The organism is Nocardioides xinjiangensis (assembly GCF_017916455.1).
In the GTDB taxonomy this organism is placed as follows: Bacteria; Actinomycetota; Actinomycetes; order Propionibacteriales; family Nocardioidaceae; genus Nocardioides; species Nocardioides xinjiangensis.
This window is the reverse complement of record NZ_JAFMSY010000001.1, coordinates 1,393,775-1,413,438: the sequence shown is the minus strand read 5'-3', so window position 1 is coordinate 1,413,438 and position 19,664 is coordinate 1,393,775. Positions and strand designations below refer to the sequence as shown.

Genomic DNA, 19,664 nt, shown 5'->3' with positions numbered 1-19,664 from the left:
GCGGTCCGTCAGCGGTGCAGGTCGGCCGCGGCCAGCCGGCGCACGCCCTCGCGGATGACGTCGGGCTCCTTGCAGAAGGCCCACCGCACCAGCTGCCTGCCCTCGTGCGGGTCGTCGTAGAACCCCTGGACCGGGATCGCGACGACCCCGGCGCGCTCCGGCAGGGCCAGGCACAGCTCGCGGCCGTCGGCCCAGCCCAGGTGGCTGACGTCGGTGGTGGCGAAGTAGGTGCCCTCCGGCACGCGCGGCACGAGCCCAGCGGCGGTGAGGCCCTCGCAGAGCAGGTCGCGCCGGACCTGCAGGTCCCGGGCCAGCGCCCGCGGCCAGTCGGGCTCGTGGTCGAGCGCGTGCGCGACGGCGGGCTGGAGCGGTGACCCGGAGGTGAAGGTGAGCCACTGCTTGGCCGCGAGGACCGCCTGCACCAGCGGCGCGGGGCCGGTGGCCCAGCCGACCTTCCAGCCCGTGAAGGAGTACGACTTGCCGGCGCTCGACAGCGTCAGCGTGCGGTCCCACATGCCGGGCAGCGTGGCGATCGGCACGTGGCCCTCGGCGGAGCGGGCGTCGTCGAAGACCAGGTGCTCGTAGACCTCGTCGGTGATCACGAGGACGTCGTGCTCGGTCGCGAGGTCGGCGACCACCTGCAGCTCGTCGCGGGTCAGCACCGTGCCGGTGGGGTTGTGCGGGGAGTTGAGCAGGATCGCGCGGGTGCGGTCGCCGACGGCCGCCCGGAGCTCGTCGAGGTCGGGCCGGAAGTGCGGCGCCCGCAGCGTCACCGGGCGGCGTACGGCGCCGCACATCTCGAGAATCGCGACGTAGGAGTCGTAGTAGGGCTCGAGCACGACCACCTCGTCGCCGGGGTCGACCAGCGCGAGGAGGGCCGCGGCGACCGCCTCGGTGCAGCCGGTGGTCACCACGACCTCGCGGTCGGGGTCCACGGCGAGGCCGTAGTGGCGCTGCTGGTGCCGCGCGACGGCCTCCCGGAGCGCCGGCACGCCGATGCCGGGGGCGTACTGGTTCGCGCCCGCCTCGAGCGCCTCCACCGCCGCCGCGATGACCGACGGGGGGCCGTCGACGTCGGGGAAGCCCTGACCGAGGTTGAGCGCGCCGGTGCGCACCGCGAGGGCCGACATCTCGCTGAAGACGGTGGGCGGGACGTGGGCCAGGCGGGCGGACAGCGGGACGGTCGCGGGCATGCCGTCGAGGCTAGTCGGGAGGGCCGTCCGGGTCAGCCGGCTGCACCCTGCAGGCATGGCCGACACCCTGGCAGGCGCCCGCTGGGACCTCCACAACGAGGACCGGCTCGTCGCCTTCGGGCACCTGGTCTCGCGCGAGCGCGCCGGACGCTGACGCGCGCCGGCGCGGGCCGTGACTAGGCTGCGGTCGTGGTTGACGAGACGCTCGCACGCGACATCGACGCGGCCTGCCGCCTGACCGGGGAGTTCACCCTGAGGTCCGGCCAGGTCGCGGACACCTACTTCGACAAATACCTCTTCGAGAGCCAGCCGGCGCTGCTCGACCGGGTCGCGACCCGCATGCTGGACCTGCTGCCCGGGGACACCGAGCTGCTCGGGGGCCTCGAGCTCGGCGGCATCCCGATCGCCACGATGGTGTCGGCGAAGACGGGCCTGCCCGCTCTGTTCGTGCGCAAGTCGGCGAAGGAGTACGGCACCTGCAAGCTGGCCGAGGGTCCCGACGTGGCCGGCCGGCGGATCACGATCATCGAGGACGTCGTCACCACCGGCGGCGCTGTGCGGGACGCCACCCGTGAGCTGCGGGCAGCCGGCGCCACGGTCGAGGTCGTCGTCTGCGCGATCGACCGCTCACCGGCGGGGGAGGAGCCCCTGGCCGACGTCGGCCTGGAGGTCCGCTCGGTGCTCACCCGCGACGACCTGGACGCCGTCCACCGCTGACGTGCGGGCGTCGTACGAGCCCGGAGGCCCGCGTCAGAGGTCGCGGCCGGTGATGTCCCGGTCCGGGCCGCCGTCGTGCGGCCCCACCTCCGCGCCGGGCGCGTTCGTGCGCTTGTGCCGCCACCACTCGATGACGATCGGTACGAGCGAGAACGCCACGATGACGATGATCAGCTTGTCGATGCTCTCGCCGAGGTGGGGGAAGGCGTCACCGAGGAAGTAGCCGAGCAGGCAGATCGAGAGCACCCACAGCACGGCGCCCACCAGGCTCCACACGAAGAACCGGCGGCGGTCCATCCGGGTCACTCCCGCCACCACGGTGATGTAGGTGCGCACGAAGGGGACGAAGCGGCCGATGACGAGGGCCTTGCTGCCGTGGCGGTCGAAGAACGCCGTGGTCTGGTCGAAGTACTTGCGCTTGATGATGCGGCCGTCGCGCTCGTAGAGCGGGGGACCGATCCTGCGGCCGATCTCGTAGCCGACGACGTTGCCGAGGAACCCCGCCGCGGACAGCGCCGCCATCGCCAGCAGCAGCTCGACGAACGGCGGTCCGGGGAACAGGTCGAGCTGGCCGGTGGCGATGAAGAGCCCGAGCGCGAAGAGCAGGGTGTCGCCGGGCAGGATCGGGAAGAACAGCCCGCACTCGACGAAGACGATCAGCAGGCTGATCCAGAACAGCTCCGCCCCGAACCTGTCCAGCAGCCAGTTGGGATCCATCCAGTCGATGCCGAGCAGCAGGGGCTGGACGGCGTGCAGGGGTGCTTGGGCGAGGACGTCGACCCACGGAGCGCTCACGGGCGCCACCCTAGCCAGCGCTCCCGGCGGCTCCCGACAGCTCCCGTCGCGCCGGGGGTGCCTAGGGTGCTCGCATGCACGATCCGCGGGACGAGGAGCAGCGGGCGCCGTACGACCCGATGCCGCACGGACCGCCGGTGGTGGGGGTCGGCCCGTGGCAGGGGCCGTGGCCCGAGGGCCGGCAGTGGGACCCCGACCTGCTGCGCGAGGGCGACCGCCGCAACGTCGTCGACCGCTACCGCTACTGGACGCTCGAGGCGATCGTCGCCGACCTCGACACCCGCCGGCACGCGTTCCACGTCGCCATCGAGAACTGGCAGCACGACTTCAACATCGGCACGATCGTCCGCACGGCCAACGCGTTCCTCGCCGCCGAGGTGCACATCGTCGGCAACCGCCGGTGGAACCGCCGCGGCGCGATGGTGACCGACCGCTACCAGCACGTGCGCCACCATCCCGACCCGGCGAGCCTGGCGGCGTACCTCCACGCGCTCGACCCCCCGGTGCGGCTCCTGGGCATCGACAACCTCCCCGGGTCGATGCACCTCGAGACGACCGAGGTGCCGCGGGACGTGTGCTTCCTCTTCGGCCAGGAGGGACCGGGCCTGTCGGAGGCGGCGCGCGAGGTGTGCGACGGCACGTTCTCGATCGCGCAGTTCGGCTCGACCCGCTCGATCAACGCCAGCTCGGCCGCCGCGATCGCGATGCACGGCTGGGTGCGGGCGCACGCCGACCTCACCGGCGAGGACGCCTGGCGCGGCTAGCGCCGGCGACCGCACCGGCTGCACGTCGGCTGCCACGTCGGCTGCCACGTCGTGAGACGACGTTCCGCGTCGTCCCGGACCGGTGGGTAGCCACTAGGGTTGGCAGCGCTCGCCTGACCGCTTCAGAGGAGATTCCCGATGCCCATCGCCACCCCCGAGGTGTACGCGCAGATGCTCGACGCGGCGAAGTCGAAGTCCTTCGCCTACCCGGCCATCAACGTGTCGTCCTCGCAGACGCTCAACGCCGCGCTCAAGGGCTTCGCCGACGCCGGCTCCGACGGCATCATCCAGGTCTCGACCGGTGGCGCGGAGTACCTGTCCGGTCCGAGCGTGAAGGACATGGTCACCGGCTCCGTCGCCTTCGCCGCGTACGCCGCCGAGGTCGCCAAGAACTACCCCGTCAACATCGCGCTGCACACCGACCACTGCCCGCAGGACAAGCTCGACGGCTTCGTCCGGCCGCTGCTCGACATCTCCGCCGAGCGCGTGGCGCGCGGCGAGGCGCCGCTGTTCCAGTCGCACATGTGGGACGGCTCGGCCGTGCCGCTGGAGGAGAACCTGCGGATCGCCGAGGACCTGCTCGCCAAGTGCGCGGCCGCCAACATCATCCTCGAGATCGAGGTCGGTGTGGTGGGCGGCGAGGAGGACGGCGTCGCCAACGAGATCAACGACCAGCTCTACACGACCCCCGAGGACGCCATCGCGACGGTCAAGGCGCTCGGCGCCGGCGAGCGGGGCCGCTACATGACGGCACTCACCTTCGGCAACGTGCACGGCGTCTACAAGCCCGGCAACGTCAAGCTCCGCCCGGAGATCCTCAAGGCCGCCCAGGAGGCCGCCGCCTCCGAGCTCGGCCTCGGCGCCGACGCCCGTCCGTTCGACCTGGTCTTCCACGGCGGGTCGGGCTCGACCGCGCAGGAGATCAGCGACGCGGTCGACTTCGGCGTGGTGAAGATGAACGTCGACACCGACACGCAGTACGCCTTCACGCGCCCGGTCGCGGCGCACATGTTCAGCAACTACGACGGCGTCCTCAAGGTCGACGGCGAGGTGGGCAACAAGAAGGCCTACGACCCCCGCGCCTGGGGCAAGGCCGCCGAGGCCGGCATGGCCCAGCGCGTCGTCGAGGCCTGCGAGAACCTCCGCTCCGCGGGTACCTCGCTCGGCCGCTGACCGGCGTACGGCTCCCGCCCCGCCCCGACCGGCCCCCGCCTGGCCCCTGCCCCCGCCTGGCCCCTGCCCGGGTGACGCCACCGCGCGACACCCGGCTTCCCGGGTAACGCCACCCCGCGACCACTCCCGCCCCCACTGACGGGGGCGGGAGTGCGCGGATGGTGGCGTTACCGGCGCCGGCCGGGCCGCAGGAGGGCACCTCGAGGAGGTACGCCGCCGCGCGGCAGGACGCCTCAGCCGCTGCGGCGGGCGAGCCGGGCCGAGCTCGGGAGGACGTACGGGGCCAGGTCGTCGATCGAGGTGCCGAAGCGGGTGCAGGTGTCGGCGTACTCCCGCGCCAGGCGGCGCAGCGCGGCCCGCCGCCCGGCGAGGCAGTCGTGCAGGGTGATGCGCGAGACCCCGAGCTTGAACCCGCAGACGAAGTCCTGGCGGTTCTTCTCCTCCTTGAGGGCCCGGTCGGGGTCGGCGGCGTACTTGAGGAGGCCGTCGGCCTCGAACACGTGCCGGTCCACGCGGATGTCGCACCATGCGACGCGGTGCCCGTCGGTGAGGCCGAACTGCGTCTGCGGTGTCCCGATGCCCAGGTCGACGACCAGGCCTCGGGCGAGCGACTCCAGGTAGCTCTCGGACCCGGCATCGGCCAGCTCGACGGCTCGGTCGACACGAGCCTTGTACGGCCAGCCGCGCATCACGGCGGCCGCGGCCTCGAGATCGGCGCGCGTGACGCCCGACCGCAGCGCGGCGTCGCAGGCCGCCAGCCCGGGCCACAGCCCGTGGAAGCGCGCCATGTCGAGAGCGGTCCGGGCCGCGCCCATCACCCGCAGGCCGGCGACCACCCGTACCTCGTCGTCGCGGAACGGCGCCCCGTGGGTCACGACGCCACCGGACTTCCTGCTCGCTCGGTGCTCGGGCCGGGCGACGTGGACGGCCGCGCGCGCCGCGTCGGGGACCCCCAGGCCCAGCACGATGGCCGCGGAGTCGTGGGAGAAGACCGGGGTCCGCGCGAGGGACAGGACCACGGCCCGCATGCGCATCATCGGCGCCTCGCGGTGGGGATCGGCGGCCGCGTACGCCTCCGCGTCGGCGTACACGCCCTTGCGGATCCTCGCCCATGCCCCGGCGCGCACCAGCCGGGCGATGTCGCGCGGGGACAGGCCCGTCGCGAGGGCCTGCTGGTGCGTGATGAGGCCGTGCTGTGTGCGAGCGGTCTGGTGGCTGAGGAGGTCCACCCCGGGAGTCTGTGTCCGGCGATCACCCCGTGCCCGAGGTGGGCGCCGGCGCTGTGGAGGGCGCGTACGGTCGACCGCCTGTGGACGTCCTTCGGCCTCCTCAGGGGGCCGGTCGGCGTGCCTGCGCCCGGGTAACGCCACCACGCCGGCACTCCCGCCCCCACTGGTGGGGGCGGGAGTGCGCGGACGGAGGCGTTACCCGCGGTCGGCGGGGGAGCCCGCGGTCGGCGGGGGAGTCCGCGGTCGGCGGGCGGCGGACGGGGGCAGCCCCGAACGTCAGCGCGCCGGCGCGCCGCCCGTCACGTCGTCGCCGTCGGCCTCGTGGTGCGGGGCCCGGGAGCTGGTCTCGTCGTCGGCGTCGTGCTCGACGAGGTCCTTCTGCACCCGCGGGTCGTCGGCGTCGGCGAAGTAGTCGAACGGGATCGTCTCGTCGCGCCCGTTGGACACCTTCGTGGCGTGGAGGATCGCGCTCACCACGGCAGCGACCACGACGTTGATCACGAACGCGGTCACCGCGATGTAGCCCAGCTCGCCGATGCCCGGGATCAGCGCCGTCGAGCCGCCGAAGTGCTTGCCGGTCACCGGGTTGACGACCTGGTAGGCCTCGATCGTGCCGTACGCGATGCCGACCGCCCAGCCGGCCAGCAGGCCGTAGCGGTGGAACCACCGGGTGAAGAGGCTGAACACGATGGCCGGGAAGGTCTGCAGGATCCAGATGCCGCCGAGGAGCTGGAAGTTGATGGCGTTCTGCTTGTCGAGCGTCAGCACGAACACCAGCGCGAAGGCCTTGACCAGCAGCGACATCAGCTTGGAGACCTTCGCCTCCTGCGCCGGGGTCGCGTCCTTCTTCAGCCACTCCTTGTAGATGTTGCGGCTGAACGTGTTGGCCGCGGCGATCGACATGATCGCGGCCGGCACCAGCGCGCCGATCGCGATGGCGGCGAAGGCCACGCCCGCGAACCACGACGGGAACATGTCCTCGAACAGCTGCGGGATCACCAGCTGCGCGTTGGGCTCGCCGTCGAGCCCGATCGGCTGCGTCCCTGCCGCGATGGCCACCCAGCCGAGCAGGGCCAGCAGGCCGAGCACGAAGGAGTACGCCGGCAGGATGGAGGCGTTGCGACGGATCGTGTTGCGCGAGCTCGACGACAGCGACGCCGTCACGGAGTGCGGGTACATGAACAGCGCCATCGCCGACCCGAGGGCCAGGGTGGCGTACGCCCAGAACGCGCCGGAGCCGGGCACGAACGACGAGGTCGGGTTCAGCCCCGCCTCGGTCGCGGCGGCGTTGTTGGCGGCCATCTTCTCCTCGGCCGCGCCGAAGATCGCCTCCCAGCCGCCGACCTGCCCGGGCAGGTAGATCACCGCGACGATGATCACGAGGTAGATCAAGATGTCCTTGACGAAGGCGATCACCGCCGGCGCCCGCAGGCCGCTCGAGTAGGTGTAGGCGGCGAGCACCGCGAAGGCGATGAACAGCGGCGCGTCCTTGGCGACGATGTTGTCGCCGCCGCCGAGCCCGGCCACCTCGAGCACCGCCTGGATGCCGACGAGTTGCAGGGCGATGTAGGGCATCGTGGCCACGAAGCCCGTGATCGCGACGGCCAGCGACAGCCCGCGGTCGTCGTACCTGCCGCGGACGAAGTCGGCCGGGGTGACGTAGCCGTGACGGTGGCTCACCGACCAGAGCCGCGCCATGAAGATGAAGATGATCGGGTAGAGAATGATCGTGTAGGGCACCGCGAAGAAGCCGGCGACCGCACCGGTCGCGAACATCGCCGCGGGCACGGCGACGAAGGTGTACGCCGTGTAGAGGTCGCCGCCGAGCAGGAACCACGTGATCCAGGTGCCGAACGTGCGCCCGCCGAGCCCCCATTCCTCGAGCGACTCCATGGACTCCGCGCGCTTGAACCGCGTGGCCATGAACCCGGCCACGGTGACGAGGAGGAACAGGGCGATCAGCACCGACAGCGCGACGCCGTTGACGCCGCCGGTGTCGGCCGCCGCCGCGAGGGAGTGCCCGGTGAGCTGGGGGGTCATCGGTCCTCACCGGCCTCGTGCGAGGTCTTGCCGCGCGCGGAGAGCGTGAGGCGGAAGGCGGCGTAGGTCATCGCCGAGCAGAGGAAGACCCAGAGGAACTGGTACCAGAAGAAGAAGGGGAAGCCGAACAGCCTGGGCTCGACCCGGGCGTAGTGCGGCACCCAGAGGAGCACGACGACGGGGATCGCGAGCAGGACGGCCGCGAGGGCCATCTTGCGCTTGTCGGTGGGGGGTGGGCCCTGGTCGGGGCGCGGCGGCGGTGTGGTCCCGGAATTCACGCGCGAGACACTACTCCCGCCGTGACGGTCGTCACCCACCCTCAGCGGTGACGCGGCCAGCGGTCGCTCCGGCGCGCCGAGCGGTACGAGCGGCCGGCGGCTCAGCCCAGCAGCGCGTCGGCCGCCGCGGGGCTGGAGTCGCGCAGGAACGTCGAGCAGCGCCCCCACTCGTCGGTCTCGCCGATGGCGCGTGCCGCGAGCGCGAGCAGGGCGAGGGCGCGCAGGAACCCGCGGTTGGGCTCGTGCTCCCACGGCACCGGCCCGTGGCCCTTCCACCCGTTGCGGCGCAGCATGTCGAGCGAGCGGTGGTAGCCGACGCGCGCGTAGGCGTAGACGGTCACGTCGTCGGCCCCGGCGTCCAGCGCCTGCTGGGCGAGCGCGGCCCAGGCGGCCGGCGAGGCGGGGTGGCGGCGTACGACGGCTGCCGGTGCGTCACCGCCGGACAGCTCGGCGTCGGCGGGGTCGGCGGGCAGGTGCGTGGGCGGCGGACCGGCCATCAGGTCACGGCCGAAGGCGGAGGTCATGGCCCCACCCTAGGCGGGGGTCCGACACACTTCCCCCATGGGCCAGACCTTCACGACCGAGATCCAGGCGCGCTACCGCGACATCAACCTCGCCGGGCACGTCGACAACGTCGAGGCGGTCCGGGTGCTCGACGAGGCGCGCTACGAGTTTCTGCGGTTCGCCCGCCTGCCGGGCCTGCCGGACGGCGCGACCGGGCTGCTCCACGGGACCGATCCCGGGGTCTCCGAGCTCGTCGCCTCGCAGACGATCGAGTACCACTCCGAGATGCGGTTCGTGCCCTACCAGCCGTTCCTCGCCTCCCTCTGGGTCTCACGGGTCGGCCGCTCGTCGTTCACCGTCGCCGCCGAGCTCCGCGTCGAGGCGGGCGGGGGTCCGGCGGCGGTGTGGGAATGCGTGAACGTGCTGTGGGACCACCATGCCCAGTCCGCGTGGACGATCAGTGACGCGGTGCGCACCGATCTCGAGCGCTACCTCGGCGACCCGGTGGGCTTCCGCCGCTGAACCTCCGGTCGAGCCCCTCCCGGGCCCGGGCGACGCAAGGTCAGGACTCGGGCGCGCCCAGCAGCTGCCGCACCCTCGCCGGCCCCAGCGCCAGCACCAGGGTGGGCAGGCGCGGCCCGCGGTCGGCGGAGACCAGCAGGTTGTAGAGCAGGCGGAAGAAGTCCTTCTGGTCGGCCTTCACCTCGTCGGTGGGCGCGTCGTCGAACCCGAGGCCGCGGGCGACCTTCGGGACGCCGTAGACGACGGACGTCACGGTGTCGAGGTCCGGGTCGGAGGGGAGCCGGTCGAGGAAGATCCGCAGCCACAGCTGCTCGTCCTCGGTGAGCGAGCCGAGGCGCTCGGCGTCGGGCGTCTCGCGCACCGTGGTGCGCTCGTCGGCCGGCACGTGCTCGGCGGTCCACTGCATCGCCTTGGACAGCCGCGGCTCGAGGTCGGCGACGGAGGCGTGGGGGAAGCCCGAGGACTCGATGACCCGCGAGATGAGCTCGGCCGAGCCGGCGGTCACGTCGGCGACGGACGACAGGGTGCGGAACGGGACCGCGACGGCCGGGGTCGGCAGGCGCCCCGCCGAGGCGGTCGCCGAGGCGCGGTGCCACGCCAGGGTGGCGACGTCGGCCTTGGCGGGGTCGGCGGCCTTGCGGCCGAGGGCGTCCCACTCGTCGTAGAGGCGGACGACGGCGGGACCGAAGTCGATGTCGAAGGCCTGGGTGGGGGCGCGGCGGACGTAGAGCCAGCGCAGCAGGGGCGCCTCGAGGATCCGCAGCGCGTCGGCGGCGGTCGGGACGCCTCCGGCCGACGACGACATCTTCTGCACGCCGGCGAACCCGACGAACGCGTAGATGACGCGTGCCGGCGCGCGCCAGTCGAAGATCGACGACACGATCTCGGTGCCGACGGTGTAGGACGAGCCGGGGGTCATGTGGTCGCGCCCGGCCGGCTCGAAGTTGACCGACTCGTAGGCCCAGCGCATCGGCCAGTCGACCTTCCACACGAGCTTGCCGTCGGTGTCGGTGGACAGGTCGGTGGTGCCCTCGTAGCCGCACGAGGAGCAGGTGTAGGACAGCGTCGTGGTGGCGTCGTCGTACGCCGTGGTGGTCACCGTGTCGCGGCCGCACTGGCGGCAGTAGGGGCGGTAGGGGAACCGGGCGATCGCGTCGCCGGTGCCCCCGGCGGCCGGCTCGGCGTCCTCGTTGGCGACCGAGTCGGCGAGGTCGGCGGCCTCCTGGGCGGACGCGTCCTCGCCGGCGGTGACCTTCCTGGTGCGGTGCCGGGCGAGCACCGCCTCGATCTCGTCGCGCCGTGCGACCGCCCGGAGGACCTGCTCGCGGTAGGCGCCGGAGGTGTACATCTGCGTCTGGGAGATCTCCTCCATCTCGACGCCGAGGTCGCGCAGCGCCGCCTGCAGGGGCGCCTTGAAGTGCTCGGCCCAGTTGGCGTGGCACTCCCACGGGTCCGGCACGGCGGTCAGCGGGCGGCCGATGTGGTCGGCCCACTCGGCCGGCACGCCCGCCGGGACCTTGCGGAAGCGGTCGAAGTCGTCCCAGGAATGCAGGTGGCGCACCGGCACGCCGCGGCGCCTCAGCTCCTCGGCGACGAAGTGCGGGGTGATGAACTCGCGCAGGTTGCCCAGGTGGATCGGGCCGCTGGGGGAGGCGCCGGAGGCGACGGTCACCAGGCCGTCGCCGGCGTGGCGTACGGCGTCGTCCGCCGCCCGCGTCACCCAGTCGACCGGATCGCCCTGCTGTCCACCTCGTGCCATGGGCGCAAGGCTATCGGGGCTGCCGGGGCGTCGGAGCCGTCCCCCGTGGCGGCTCCGACGCTGTGCTCCCAGGGAGCGGGCCGCCGCGCACCCCCGTCCGCGACCGGCCGGGACCAGTATGAAGTGGCCGGTCGCTGCCACCGTGGTCATAAGTGCCGCTGGCAGTAACCTGCCAGCATGGCAGCAGACCCGTCCTCGGTCCTCGCGGCGCTGGGCCTTGACCGGCGGGCCGAGCAGCTGTACTTCCGGCTGGTGCCGGTCTCGGGGCACACCCTCGTCGGCGTCGCCCGGCTCGTGCAGGAGCCGCCCGCCAGCCTCCTGGGGCGGCTCGCCCCGCTGCAGGCCCTCGGCCTGGTGGTGCTGGACGAGGACAGGCTGGTCGTGCCGCCGCTCGCGGAGGTGCTCTCGGACCTCGTCGAGCAGGAGTCACGCCTCGCCGCCACCTCGGCGTCCCGGCTGCACGAGCTGTCCCGCGCGCTGCCGCACCTCGTGGCGGCCGCGACCCGCCCCGACGTCGGGGACCTCAGCGACATCCGCCCGCTCGACGGCGAGCTGAGCTCGGGCGGCGACCCGCTGGAGCTGCTGCACCTCATGATGCGGACCAGCCGGGGCGACATGCTGTGGCTGCGGCCTGACGCGTGGGCCTTGCCTCGTGAGTCCCGGGTCGGCGAGCTGCTCGGGGAGGCGATCGCCAGCGGACGACGCTCGCGCGCGATCTACCCGGTCCGCGCGCTGACCGAGGCGCCCGAGGCGCTGCGGGCCCGGGCGCGGCTCGGGGAGCAGGTGCGGGTGATGTCGGAGCTCCCCACGCGCATGTTCATCCTCGGCGACGCCCACGCGGTGCTGCCCGAGCCGATCGGCTACACCGACGAGCCGCGCGTCCACGTGAGGCAGCGCTCGATCGTGGCGGCACTGACCATGTGGTTCGAGCTCCTGTGGTCGCGCGCCGCGCCGGTCCCCGAGCTCGAGACCGGCACCGGGCACCCCGACGAGCGTCAGTTCCTCCTCGACCAGCTGATGGCCGGTGCGACCGACGAGGTCATCGCCCGCAAGCTGGGGCTCGGACTGCGCACCGTGCGTCGCCGCGTCGCGAGCCTGATGACCGAGCTGGGCGTCGACACCCGGTTCCAGGCGGGCGCCGAGGCGGTCCGGCGCGGCTGGCTCTAGGCAGGCGGCCCTGGGCGGGCCTGGGCGGTGGTCCCCCTGCTCAGGGCAGGATCATCGAGTACGCCGCGCGCTCCAGGCGCCAGCTGCGGCTGCGCTCGGGGCCGGAGACCTCCCCGTCGGCGGACAGCCAGAACTCGTCGCCGCTGACCTTCACCGAGGTGCCGCGCAGCGTGACCACGTCGTCGCGCTCGTCGTGCTCGCCCTTGCGCAGGCCGGCGGCGTAGCCGAGCTTGGCCGTCGGCGACACGGCCCGGCTGATCATCACGTCGAGCAGGCCGTCCTCGGTGTCGGCGTCCGGGTTGAGCTCGGTGCCGCCGCCGACCTGCGCGCCGTTGCCGATGGCGACCATGAGGACCGGCCGGTCGACGTCGTTGACCACCGTCCCGTCGAGCTCCACGCGCAGGCGCCAGCTCGGTGGGTGGAAGGCCGACAGGAGCGCGCCGATCGGGTAGCCGAGGCGGCCGAGGTTGACGCTGCCGACGCCGACGGCGCCGAGCCGGGTCTTCCACTTCGCGCCCTTGCGGCTCGCCTGCGCGCCCACGCCGACGTGCACGTTGTTGACCACCACGTTGCCGGTCTCGTCGACGATGAGGTCGACCCGGCGCGGACGCCCGGACAGCACCAGGCGCGCGGCGTCCTCGATGTCGAGTGGGATGTCGTTGCCGCGGGCGAAGTCGTTGCCGGTGCCCATCGGCAGCAGCCCGAGCGTGGCGTCGGCGAGCTCGTGGCGCTTGTGCAGCGCCGTCACGACCGCGTGGAGGCTCCCGTCGCCGCCGGCCACCACGACCGTGCGCCCGCCGGCGCGGTGCAGCACGCCGTCGAGCTCGCCGGGGTTGGAGGTCCGCTCCACCTCGACCGACGCCTTGTCGCGCAGCACCGACAGCGCCGAGTTGAGCCTCACCTCGTCGGAGGTGCCGGCCTCGGCGTTGGTGATGACGAGGAGGGATCGCACGGCCGGACCATAGCCCACCGCGGCCCCGCCCCCGGGACGCCCGCCGGGGCACACCGCCCGGGTGCGGTAGCGTGGGGCCGCAAGAGCCCCGTGCCTCGTGCCGGGGCTGTTCCCATGTGCTGGCTCCATCCGGTGGTCCCGCCGTGAGGCAGAGCCGTGAGACAGAGGAGGGCTGAGATGCCCGCGATCGTCGTGCTCGGCGCCCAGTGGGGCGACGAGGGCAAGGGGAAGGCCACCGACCTGCTGGCCACCACGGACCCGATCGACTACGTGGTCCGCACGAGCGGTGGCCACAACGCCGGCCACACCATCGTCGTCAACGGCGAGAAGTACGCCACCCACCTGCTGCCCAGCGGCATCCTCACGCCCGGCGCCACCTCCGTCATCGCCGGCGGCGTGGTGGTCTCGCCGGAGGCGCTGTTCCGCGAGCTCGACGGGCTGCTCGCCCGCGGCGTGGAGGTGGCCGACCTCAAGGTGAGCGCGAACGCCCACGTCATCGCGAGCTACCACGCCACGATCGACAAGGTCACCGAGCGCTTCCTCGGCAAGAACCAGATCGGCACGACCGGACGCGGGATCGGGCCGGCCTACGCCGACAAGACCAACCGCGTCGGCGTGCGCATCGCCGACCTGTTCGACGAGAAGATCCTCACGCAGAAGGTCGAGGCGGCCCTCGACGTGCGCAACCACCTGCTCACCAAGGTCTACAACCGGCGGGCCATCGAGGTGGACGCGGTCGTGGAGGAGCTGACGTCGTACGCCGAGCGGCTGCGGCCGATGGTGTGCGACACCTCGCTGCTGCTCAACCGGGCGCTCGACGCCGGCCAGACCGTGCTGTTCGAGGGCGCGCAGGCCACCATGCTCGACGTCGACCACGGCACCTACCCGTTCGTGACGTCGTCGAACCCCGTCGCCGGCGGCGTGTGCGTCGGCGCCGGCGTCGGCCCGACCCGCATCGACCGCGTGATCGGGGTGATCAAGGCCTACACGACCCGCGTCGGCTCGGGGCCCTTCCCGACCGAGCTGTTCGACGAGGACGGCGCGCGCCTGCAGCAGCTCGGCGGCGAGGTCGGCGTCTCCACGGGCCGCACCCGCCGGTGCGGGTGGTACGACGCGGTGGTGGCCCGCTACGCGAGCCGGGTCAACGGCCTGACGGAGTTCTTCCTCACCAAGCTCGACATCCTCGGGGCGTGGGAGCGCATCCCGGTGTGCGTGGCCTACGAGGTCGACGGCGAGCGGGTCGACGAGATGCCGATGACGCAGACCGAGTTCCACCACGCCACGCCAGTCTACGAGTACTTCGACGGCTGGCAGAGTGACATCTCCGGCTGCCGCACCTTCGACGAGCTGCCGAGGAACGCGCAGGCCTACGTCGAGGCGCTCGAGGAGATGTCCGGTGCCCCCATCTGGGGCGTGGGCGTCGGCCCGGGCCGCGAGCAGACCGTGGTGGTGCGCGGGTGAGGACGCTCGTCGTCGGCAGCGGCGGGCGCGAGCACGCGCTCGTCCTCGCCCTCACCGCCGAGCCGGGCAGCGAGGTGCACGCCGCTCCGGGCAACCCGGGCATGGGCGAGGTCGCCACCCTCCACGAGGTGGACCCGATGGACGGCGAGGCCGTCGCCGCCCTCGCCACCGCCGTCGGTGCCGACCTGGTCGTCGTGGGCCCCGAGGCGCCCCTCGTCGCGGGCGTCGCCGACACCGTGCGGGCGGCCGGCGCGGCCGTCTTCGGTCCCTCCCGCGCCGCCGCGCGGCTCGAGGGCTCCAAGGCGTTCTCCAAGGACGTGATGGCCGCGGCCGGCGTGCCGACCGCGGGCTCGCGCACCTGCACGACCCCCGAGGAGGTCGCCGCGGCGCTCGACGCCTTCGGCGCCCCCTACGTCGTCAAGGACGACGCGCTGGCCGCCGGCAAGGGCGTCGTCGTGACCGGCGACCGCGAGGCAGCCCTGGCCCACGCGGCCGGCTGCGACCGGGTCGTGGTGGAGGAGTTCCTCGACGGTCCGGAGTTCTCCCTGTTCGTCGTCTGCGACGGCGCCGTCGGCCGCCCGCTCCTGCCCGCCCAGGACTTCAAGCGCATCTTCGACGGCGGCCGCGGACCCAACACCGGCGGCATGGGCTCGTACGCCCCGCTGGCCTGGCTGCCCGACGGCGTCGTCGACACGGTGATGGCCGACGTCGTCGCCCCGACGCTGGCGGAGATGCGGCGCCGCGGAGCGCCCTTCGTCGGCTGCCTCTACGTCGGTCTCGCGCTGACCGCCGCGGGCCCGAAGGTCATCGAGTTCAACTGCCGCTTCGGCGACCCCGACGTCCAGCCGGTCCTCGCGCTGCTCACCTCCCCGCTGGGCGCGCTGCTGCTGGCGGCGGCCGAGGGCGACCTGGCGTCCGCACCCGAGCCGACGTTCGCCGACGGCGCGGCCGTGTCGGTCGTCCTGGCCAGCGCGGGCTACCCCGAGACCTCGTCCACGGGAGACGTGATCCGCGGGGTCGGCAGCGCGAACGGCGTCCACGACGTCGACGTGATCCACGCCGGCACGGCGATCGTCGCCGCACCCGAGGAGGGCGACCCCGACCACCGCCACCTCGTCACCGCCGGCGGCCGGGTGCTCGCCGTACGCGCCGTCGGGTACGACGTCGCCGACGCCCGAGCGCGCGCGTACGCCGCCGCCGACCTGATCTCCTTCGACGGCCTGCAGCGACGCTCCGACATCGCCGCCGAGCCGCTCGGCGTCGTCGAGGGCGCCGCCTCGCGTGGCTGACGCCCCGTTCCCGCCCGGCGCCGCGCTGCACGTGCGCGAGGTGCTGCACGGCGCGGAGTGGGCCTCGTGGGACGAGCGCGTGGTCTCCGACGACGGTCACCTCCTCGCGAGCGTGGTGGCCGACGGCACACCCCTGGCGTTCGCCGACCACCCGTTCCCGCACCCGTGGGGACACCTCGCCGCGTGGACCGGCACGACCGTCCTCAAGCTGCGCCGCGCGGGCGACTGGTACTCGGTGTGGAAGTTCTTCAGCGCCGACGGCCTCTTCTTCCTTTCCTGGTACGTCAACTTCGAGACACCGGTCCTGCGCACCGCCGACGGCGTCGACGTCGACGACCTCCAGCTCGACGTCGTCATCGACCCCGACGGGTCGTGGCGGTGGAAGGACGTCCACCACCTCGCGCCGGCGCTCGCGTCGGGCCGCATCACGCAGGACGAGCTGCTCGCCGTCCTCGCCGCCGCGAGCGAGGTCGCCGACCTGCTCGACCGCGACGACCGCTGGTGGGCGCCGTGGGACGGCTGGACGCCGCAGGATGGGAGGATCGGGTCGTGAACGTCCCCAACGTGCTGGCCACCCGCTACGCCGGTGCCGACCTCGCCGAGATCTGGTCGCCCGAGCACAAGATCGTCCTCGAGCGGCAGCTCTGGATCGCCGTGCTGAAGGCGCAGCGCGACCTCGGCATCGCGGTGCCCGACGGCGTCGTCGAGGCCTACGCGAGCGTCGTCGACCGCGTCGACCTCGACTCGATCGCCGCCCGCGAGCGGGTCACCCGCCACGACGTGAAGGCGCGCATCGAGGAGTTCTCCGCGCTCGCCGGGCACGAGCACATCCACAAGGGCATGACCTCGCGCGACCTCACCGAGAACGTCGAGCAGCTGCAGGTGCGCCGCTCGCTGGAGGTCGTGCGCGACCGGGCGGTGGCCGCGCTGGTGCGCCTCGGGAGGCTCGCCGCCGAGCACGAGACGACCGCGATGGCCGGACGCTCGCACAACGTCGCCGCCCAGGCCACCACCCTCGGCAAGCGCTTCGCCACCGTCGCCGACGAGATGCTCATCGCGGTCCAGCGCATCGAGGAGCTGCTCGCCCGCTACCCCCTGCGCGGGATCAAGGGGCCGATGGGCACGGCGCAGGACATGCTCGACCTGCTCGACGGCGACGCCGCGAAGCTCGCGTCGCTGGAGGAGCGGGTCGCCCGCCACCTCGGCTTCGAGCAGGTGCTGACCAGCGTCGGCCAGGTCTACCCGCGCTCGCTCGACTTCGACGTGGTGTCGGCGCTGGTGCAGCTGGTCAGCGGCCCGTCGAACCTGGCGACGACGATCCGGCTGATGGCCGGCAACGAGCTGGTGACCGAGGGCTTCAAGGAGGGCCAGGTCGGCTCGTCGGCGATGCCGCACAAGATGAACAGCCGCTCGTGCGAGCGGGTCAACGGCCTCGCGGTGGTCGTGCGCGGCCACCTGTCGATGATCAGCGAGCTCGCCGGCGACCAGTGGAACGAGGGCGACGTGTCGGACTCGGTCGTGCGCCGGGTCGCGCTGCCCGACGCGTTCTTCGCCACCGACGGGCTCTTCCAGACCTTCCTCACGGTGCTCGACGAGTTCGGCGCCTTCCCGGCGGTGATCCAGCGCGAGCTCGACCGCTACCTGCCGTTCCTCACCACCACCAAGGTGCTGATGGCGGCGGTGCGCAACGGCGTCGGCCGCGAGGCCGCGCACGAGGCGATCAAGGAGGCCGCCGTCGGCACCGCCCTCGCGATGCGCTCGGGCCAGGCCGACAACGACGTCTTCGCCAAGCTCGCCGCCGACGAGCGGCTCGGGCTCACCCGCGACCAGATCGACACGCTCGTCGCCGACCCGATCGAGTTCACCGGCGCCGCGGTGGCCCAGACCCGCGCGGTCGTGGCCCGGGTCGAGGCGCTGGCGCAGCGGCATCCCGGCGCGGCGGCGTACGCCCCCGGCGCGATCCTCTGACGCCGGACCGGTCGGCGCGGACCGGTCAGTCCCCGAGCCGCCAGGACCGGACAGCGGCGGCGAGCGCGACCGACAGCACGGCGAGCGCAGCGACCAGGGCCGAGCGCGCCGCGACCGGCGCCGAGGCCACGGCGTCGACGGCCTGGTAGACGGTCATCAGCAGGGCAGCTCCGAGCGCGGAGCCGATCCGCTGGCCCGTCTGGAGGGCGCCGCCCGCCGCCCCGCCCATGCGTGGCGGCACGTCGGCGAGGGTGAGGGTGAAGTTGGGGGAGATGACACCCCCGCCGCCGACCCCGGCGAGGAACATCGCCGGCGCCAAGGTCCACCAGAGCCGGTCGGAGGGCTGGGTGACCAGCCACGCGGCGAGGGCGGTGCCGGTCATCATCACCGACAGCGCGAGGAGCGTCACGCGCCGCCCGATCCGGCCGACCAGCCGGCCGGCGAGCGGCGACGTGGTGGCGGCGCCGACGGCGAAGGGCGTCATCAGCAGCGCCGCGTGCAGCGGTGCGAACTCCTCGCCCTCCTGCAGGTGCACCGACAGCACGAGGAAGATCCCGGTGAAGCCGGTGAAGTACAGCGTGCCGACGAGCAGGCCGTTGGCGTAGCCCGGCAGTCCGCTGAGCAGCGAGACGTCGAGCAGGGGCGGGCGGTCGAGCCGGACGGTGCGCCGCTCCCACCGCGCGAACGCCCAGGCCAGCGGCGGGAAGGCCGCCAGCAGCACCAGCGGCAGCCCGGCCCCGCCCTCGAGGCTGATGAGCGGGAAGAGCACGGCCAGGACCGCGAGGCCGAGCAGCACCGCGCCGACGAGGTCGACGCGGGGGTCCTTCTCGGCCTCCGCCCCCGCGTCGTTGTCGGGCACCATCCGCCGGATCAGCACCAGCGCCACGAGCCCGATCGGCACGTTCACGAGGAACAGCGAGCGCCAGCCGTCCTCCTCGCCGAGCAGGCCGATGAGGGCACCGCCGATGAGCGGTCCGGTGGCCGAGGCGACGGCCACGGTGAAGCCGAACATGCCGAAGGCGCGCCCGCGCTCCTCGCCCCGGAACAGCTGCTGGATCAGGCCGGAGTTCTGCGGTGTCAGCAGCCCGGCGCTGGCGCCCTGCACGAGCCGGGCGAGCACGATGGCCGCGGCGTTGGGCGCCAGCCCGACGGCGGCGCTGGACACCACGAAGCCGACGAGGCCGATCGTCATCAGCCGGCGGCGGCCGTGCGCGTCGCCGAGCCGCCCGCCGGCTACCAGCGTCATGCCGAACGCGAGGGCGTACCCCGAGACGACCCACTGGATGGTCGCGGCCGAGGTGTCCAGGCTCGAGCGGATCGAGGGGACGGCGACGTTGACGATGGTCACGTCGAGCAGCGACATGAAGCCGACGACCAGCGACACGGCCAGCACGCGCCAGCGGCGCGGGTCCGGCTCGTACGCCGACGCCTCCGCCGAGGCGGCGTCGGTCTCCTCGCTCCGGGTCATCGACGCCAGCCTTCCATCCGGTGCCACGCCGCGGACCATCCGGGAGGGTCCATCATGGTGGTGTGAAGGCAGTCCAGGTGCGCGTGACCGGACGGGTGCAGGGCGTCTCCTTCCGCTGGTACACCCAGGAGCAGGCGCGCCGGCTCGGCGTCGCGGGATGGGTGCGCAACGAGCCGGACGGCTCGGTGCTCCTGCACGCGGAGGGCGACGACGAGGCGGTCGACGCCCTCGTCGCGTGGTGCCACGACGGCCCGGCCACGGCGCGCGTGGAGCACGTCGCGGTCCGCGACGCGCAGGTCGGCGGCGCCGGCGGCTTCGAGGTCGTCGGCTGAACGACGTGGCCGGGATCTCGTCGTCCTCGGCTTCGCGCGGCGGGTCCGTGCCC

Annotated in this window: 19 protein-coding genes; 10 read left to right on the top strand and 9 right to left on the bottom strand. The window is 73.3% G+C overall.

Annotated features, from left to right (window positions below; translation table 11 throughout):
* Positions 1-8: 8 nt before the first annotated feature.
* Positions 9-1,193 carry a pyridoxal phosphate-dependent aminotransferase gene (locus J3P38_RS06730; protein WP_210503058.1) on the bottom strand — a complete coding sequence of 395 codons (1,185 nt, stop codon included), beginning with the start codon at positions 1,191-1,193 and terminating at the stop codon, positions 9-11.
* Between the two features lie 189 nt (positions 1,194-1,382).
* On the opposite strand from J3P38_RS06730, the gene pyrE reads away from it, so the two are divergent.
* Positions 1,383-1,910 carry an orotate phosphoribosyltransferase gene (gene pyrE / locus J3P38_RS06725; RefSeq protein ID WP_210503057.1) on the top strand — a complete coding sequence of 176 codons (528 nt, stop codon included), beginning with the start codon at positions 1,383-1,385 and terminating at the stop codon, positions 1,908-1,910.
* A gap of 33 nt (positions 1,911-1,943) precedes the next feature.
* Here pyrE and J3P38_RS06720 read toward each other — a convergent pair whose 3' ends face one another.
* Positions 1,944-2,705, bottom strand: coding sequence for a DedA family protein (locus J3P38_RS06720; protein ID WP_307807753.1), 762 nt, complete (start codon positions 2,703-2,705; stop codon positions 1,944-1,946).
* Positions 2,706-2,824: 119 nt separating this feature from the next.
* Between J3P38_RS06720 and J3P38_RS06715 the strand changes: the two genes are divergently transcribed.
* Positions 2,825-3,469 carry a TrmH family RNA methyltransferase gene (locus J3P38_RS06715; protein WP_246855870.1) on the top strand — a complete coding sequence of 215 codons (645 nt, stop codon included), beginning with the start codon at positions 2,825-2,827 and terminating at the stop codon, positions 3,467-3,469.
* 138 nt (positions 3,470-3,607) lie between these two features.
* Entirely contained in the window at positions 3,608-4,642 is a 1,035-nt protein-coding gene (gene fbaA / locus J3P38_RS06710) for a class II fructose-bisphosphate aldolase (RefSeq protein ID WP_210439037.1), read from the top strand.
* A 233-nt stretch (positions 4,643-4,875) separates the two neighbouring features.
* Here the strand turns inward: fbaA and J3P38_RS06705 are convergent, their stop codons facing one another.
* From J3P38_RS06705 to J3P38_RS06690, 4 genes are all read right to left on the bottom strand, one after another.
* The gene (locus tag J3P38_RS06705; RefSeq protein ID WP_210503055.1) at positions 4,876-5,871 is read right to left on the bottom strand and encodes a type IV toxin-antitoxin system AbiEi family antitoxin domain-containing protein; all 996 of its coding nucleotides are present in this window, start codon (positions 5,869-5,871) and stop codon (positions 4,876-4,878) included.
* 276 nt (positions 5,872-6,147) lie between these two features.
* Positions 6,148-7,911 carry a monocarboxylate uptake permease MctP gene (mctP, locus tag J3P38_RS06700; RefSeq protein WP_210503054.1) on the bottom strand — a complete coding sequence of 588 codons (1,764 nt, stop codon included), beginning with the start codon at positions 7,909-7,911 and terminating at the stop codon, positions 6,148-6,150.
* Positions 7,908-8,189, bottom strand: coding sequence for a DUF3311 domain-containing protein (locus J3P38_RS06695; protein WP_307807751.1), 282 nt, complete (start codon positions 8,187-8,189; stop codon positions 7,908-7,910). The genes mctP and J3P38_RS06695 overlap by 4 nt, the downstream gene beginning before the upstream one ends.
* 101 nt (positions 8,190-8,290) lie before the next feature.
* The gene (locus J3P38_RS06690; protein WP_210503053.1) at positions 8,291-8,713 is read right to left on the bottom strand and encodes a DUF3151 domain-containing protein; all 423 of its coding nucleotides are present in this window, start codon (positions 8,711-8,713) and stop codon (positions 8,291-8,293) included.
* A 37-nt stretch (positions 8,714-8,750) separates the two neighbouring features.
* On the opposite strand from J3P38_RS06690, the gene J3P38_RS06685 reads away from it, so the two are divergent.
* Positions 8,751-9,215 carry an acyl-CoA thioesterase gene (locus tag J3P38_RS06685; protein ID WP_210503052.1) on the top strand — a complete coding sequence of 155 codons (465 nt, stop codon included), beginning with the start codon at positions 8,751-8,753 and terminating at the stop codon, positions 9,213-9,215.
* 40 nt (positions 9,216-9,255) lie between these two features.
* Here J3P38_RS06685 and lysS read toward each other — a convergent pair whose 3' ends face one another.
* On the bottom strand, positions 9,256-10,974 hold the full coding sequence (gene lysS, locus J3P38_RS06680; protein ID WP_210503051.1) for a lysine--tRNA ligase: 1,719 nt from the start codon (positions 10,972-10,974) through the stop codon (positions 9,256-9,258).
* 177 nt (positions 10,975-11,151) lie between these two features.
* Here lysS and J3P38_RS06675 point away from each other — a divergent pair, with 177 nt between their 5' ends.
* Complete coding sequence (locus tag J3P38_RS06675) at positions 11,152-12,141, top strand: helix-turn-helix transcriptional regulator (RefSeq protein WP_210439031.1); 990 nt, start codon at positions 11,152-11,154, stop codon at positions 12,139-12,141.
* Positions 12,142-12,181: 40 nt separating this feature from the next.
* On the opposite strand, the gene J3P38_RS06670 is transcribed toward J3P38_RS06675, so the two are convergent.
* Positions 12,182-13,093, bottom strand: a complete 912-nt coding sequence (locus J3P38_RS06670; protein WP_307807750.1) for a diacylglycerol/lipid kinase family protein — start codon at positions 13,091-13,093, stop codon at positions 12,182-12,184.
* 177 nt (positions 13,094-13,270) lie between these two features.
* Between J3P38_RS06670 and J3P38_RS06665 the strand changes: the two genes are divergently transcribed.
* From J3P38_RS06665 to purB, 4 genes are read left to right on the top strand one after another with little or no spacing between them, the layout of a single operon-like run.
* Entirely contained in the window at positions 13,271-14,554 is a 1,284-nt protein-coding gene (locus tag J3P38_RS06665; RefSeq protein WP_210439029.1) for an adenylosuccinate synthase, read from the top strand.
* On the top strand, positions 14,551-15,843 hold the full coding sequence (gene purD / locus J3P38_RS06660) for a phosphoribosylamine--glycine ligase (RefSeq protein WP_210503049.1): 1,293 nt from the start codon (positions 14,551-14,553) through the stop codon (positions 15,841-15,843). The genes J3P38_RS06665 and purD overlap by 4 nt, the downstream gene beginning before the upstream one ends.
* Positions 15,836-16,396, top strand: a complete 561-nt coding sequence (locus tag J3P38_RS18320; RefSeq protein ID WP_210503048.1) for a DUF402 domain-containing protein — start codon at positions 15,836-15,838, stop codon at positions 16,394-16,396. The genes purD and J3P38_RS18320 overlap by 8 nt, the downstream gene beginning before the upstream one ends.
* Complete coding sequence (purB, locus tag J3P38_RS06650; protein ID WP_210439026.1) at positions 16,393-17,811, top strand: adenylosuccinate lyase; 1,419 nt, start codon at positions 16,393-16,395, stop codon at positions 17,809-17,811. Before J3P38_RS18320 ends, purB begins: the two co-directional genes overlap by 4 nt.
* Before the next feature lie 25 nt (positions 17,812-17,836).
* Here purB and J3P38_RS06645 read toward each other — a convergent pair whose 3' ends face one another.
* On the bottom strand, positions 17,837-19,279 hold the full coding sequence (locus J3P38_RS06645; RefSeq protein ID WP_210439025.1) for an MFS transporter: 1,443 nt from the start codon (positions 19,277-19,279) through the stop codon (positions 17,837-17,839).
* 62 nt (positions 19,280-19,341) lie between these two features.
* Between J3P38_RS06645 and J3P38_RS06640 the strand changes: the two genes are divergently transcribed.
* A complete protein-coding gene (locus tag J3P38_RS06640) occupies positions 19,342-19,611 on the top strand; it encodes an acylphosphatase (protein ID WP_210439024.1) in 270 nt (89 codons plus the stop codon).
* Positions 19,612-19,664 lie beyond the last annotated feature (53 nt).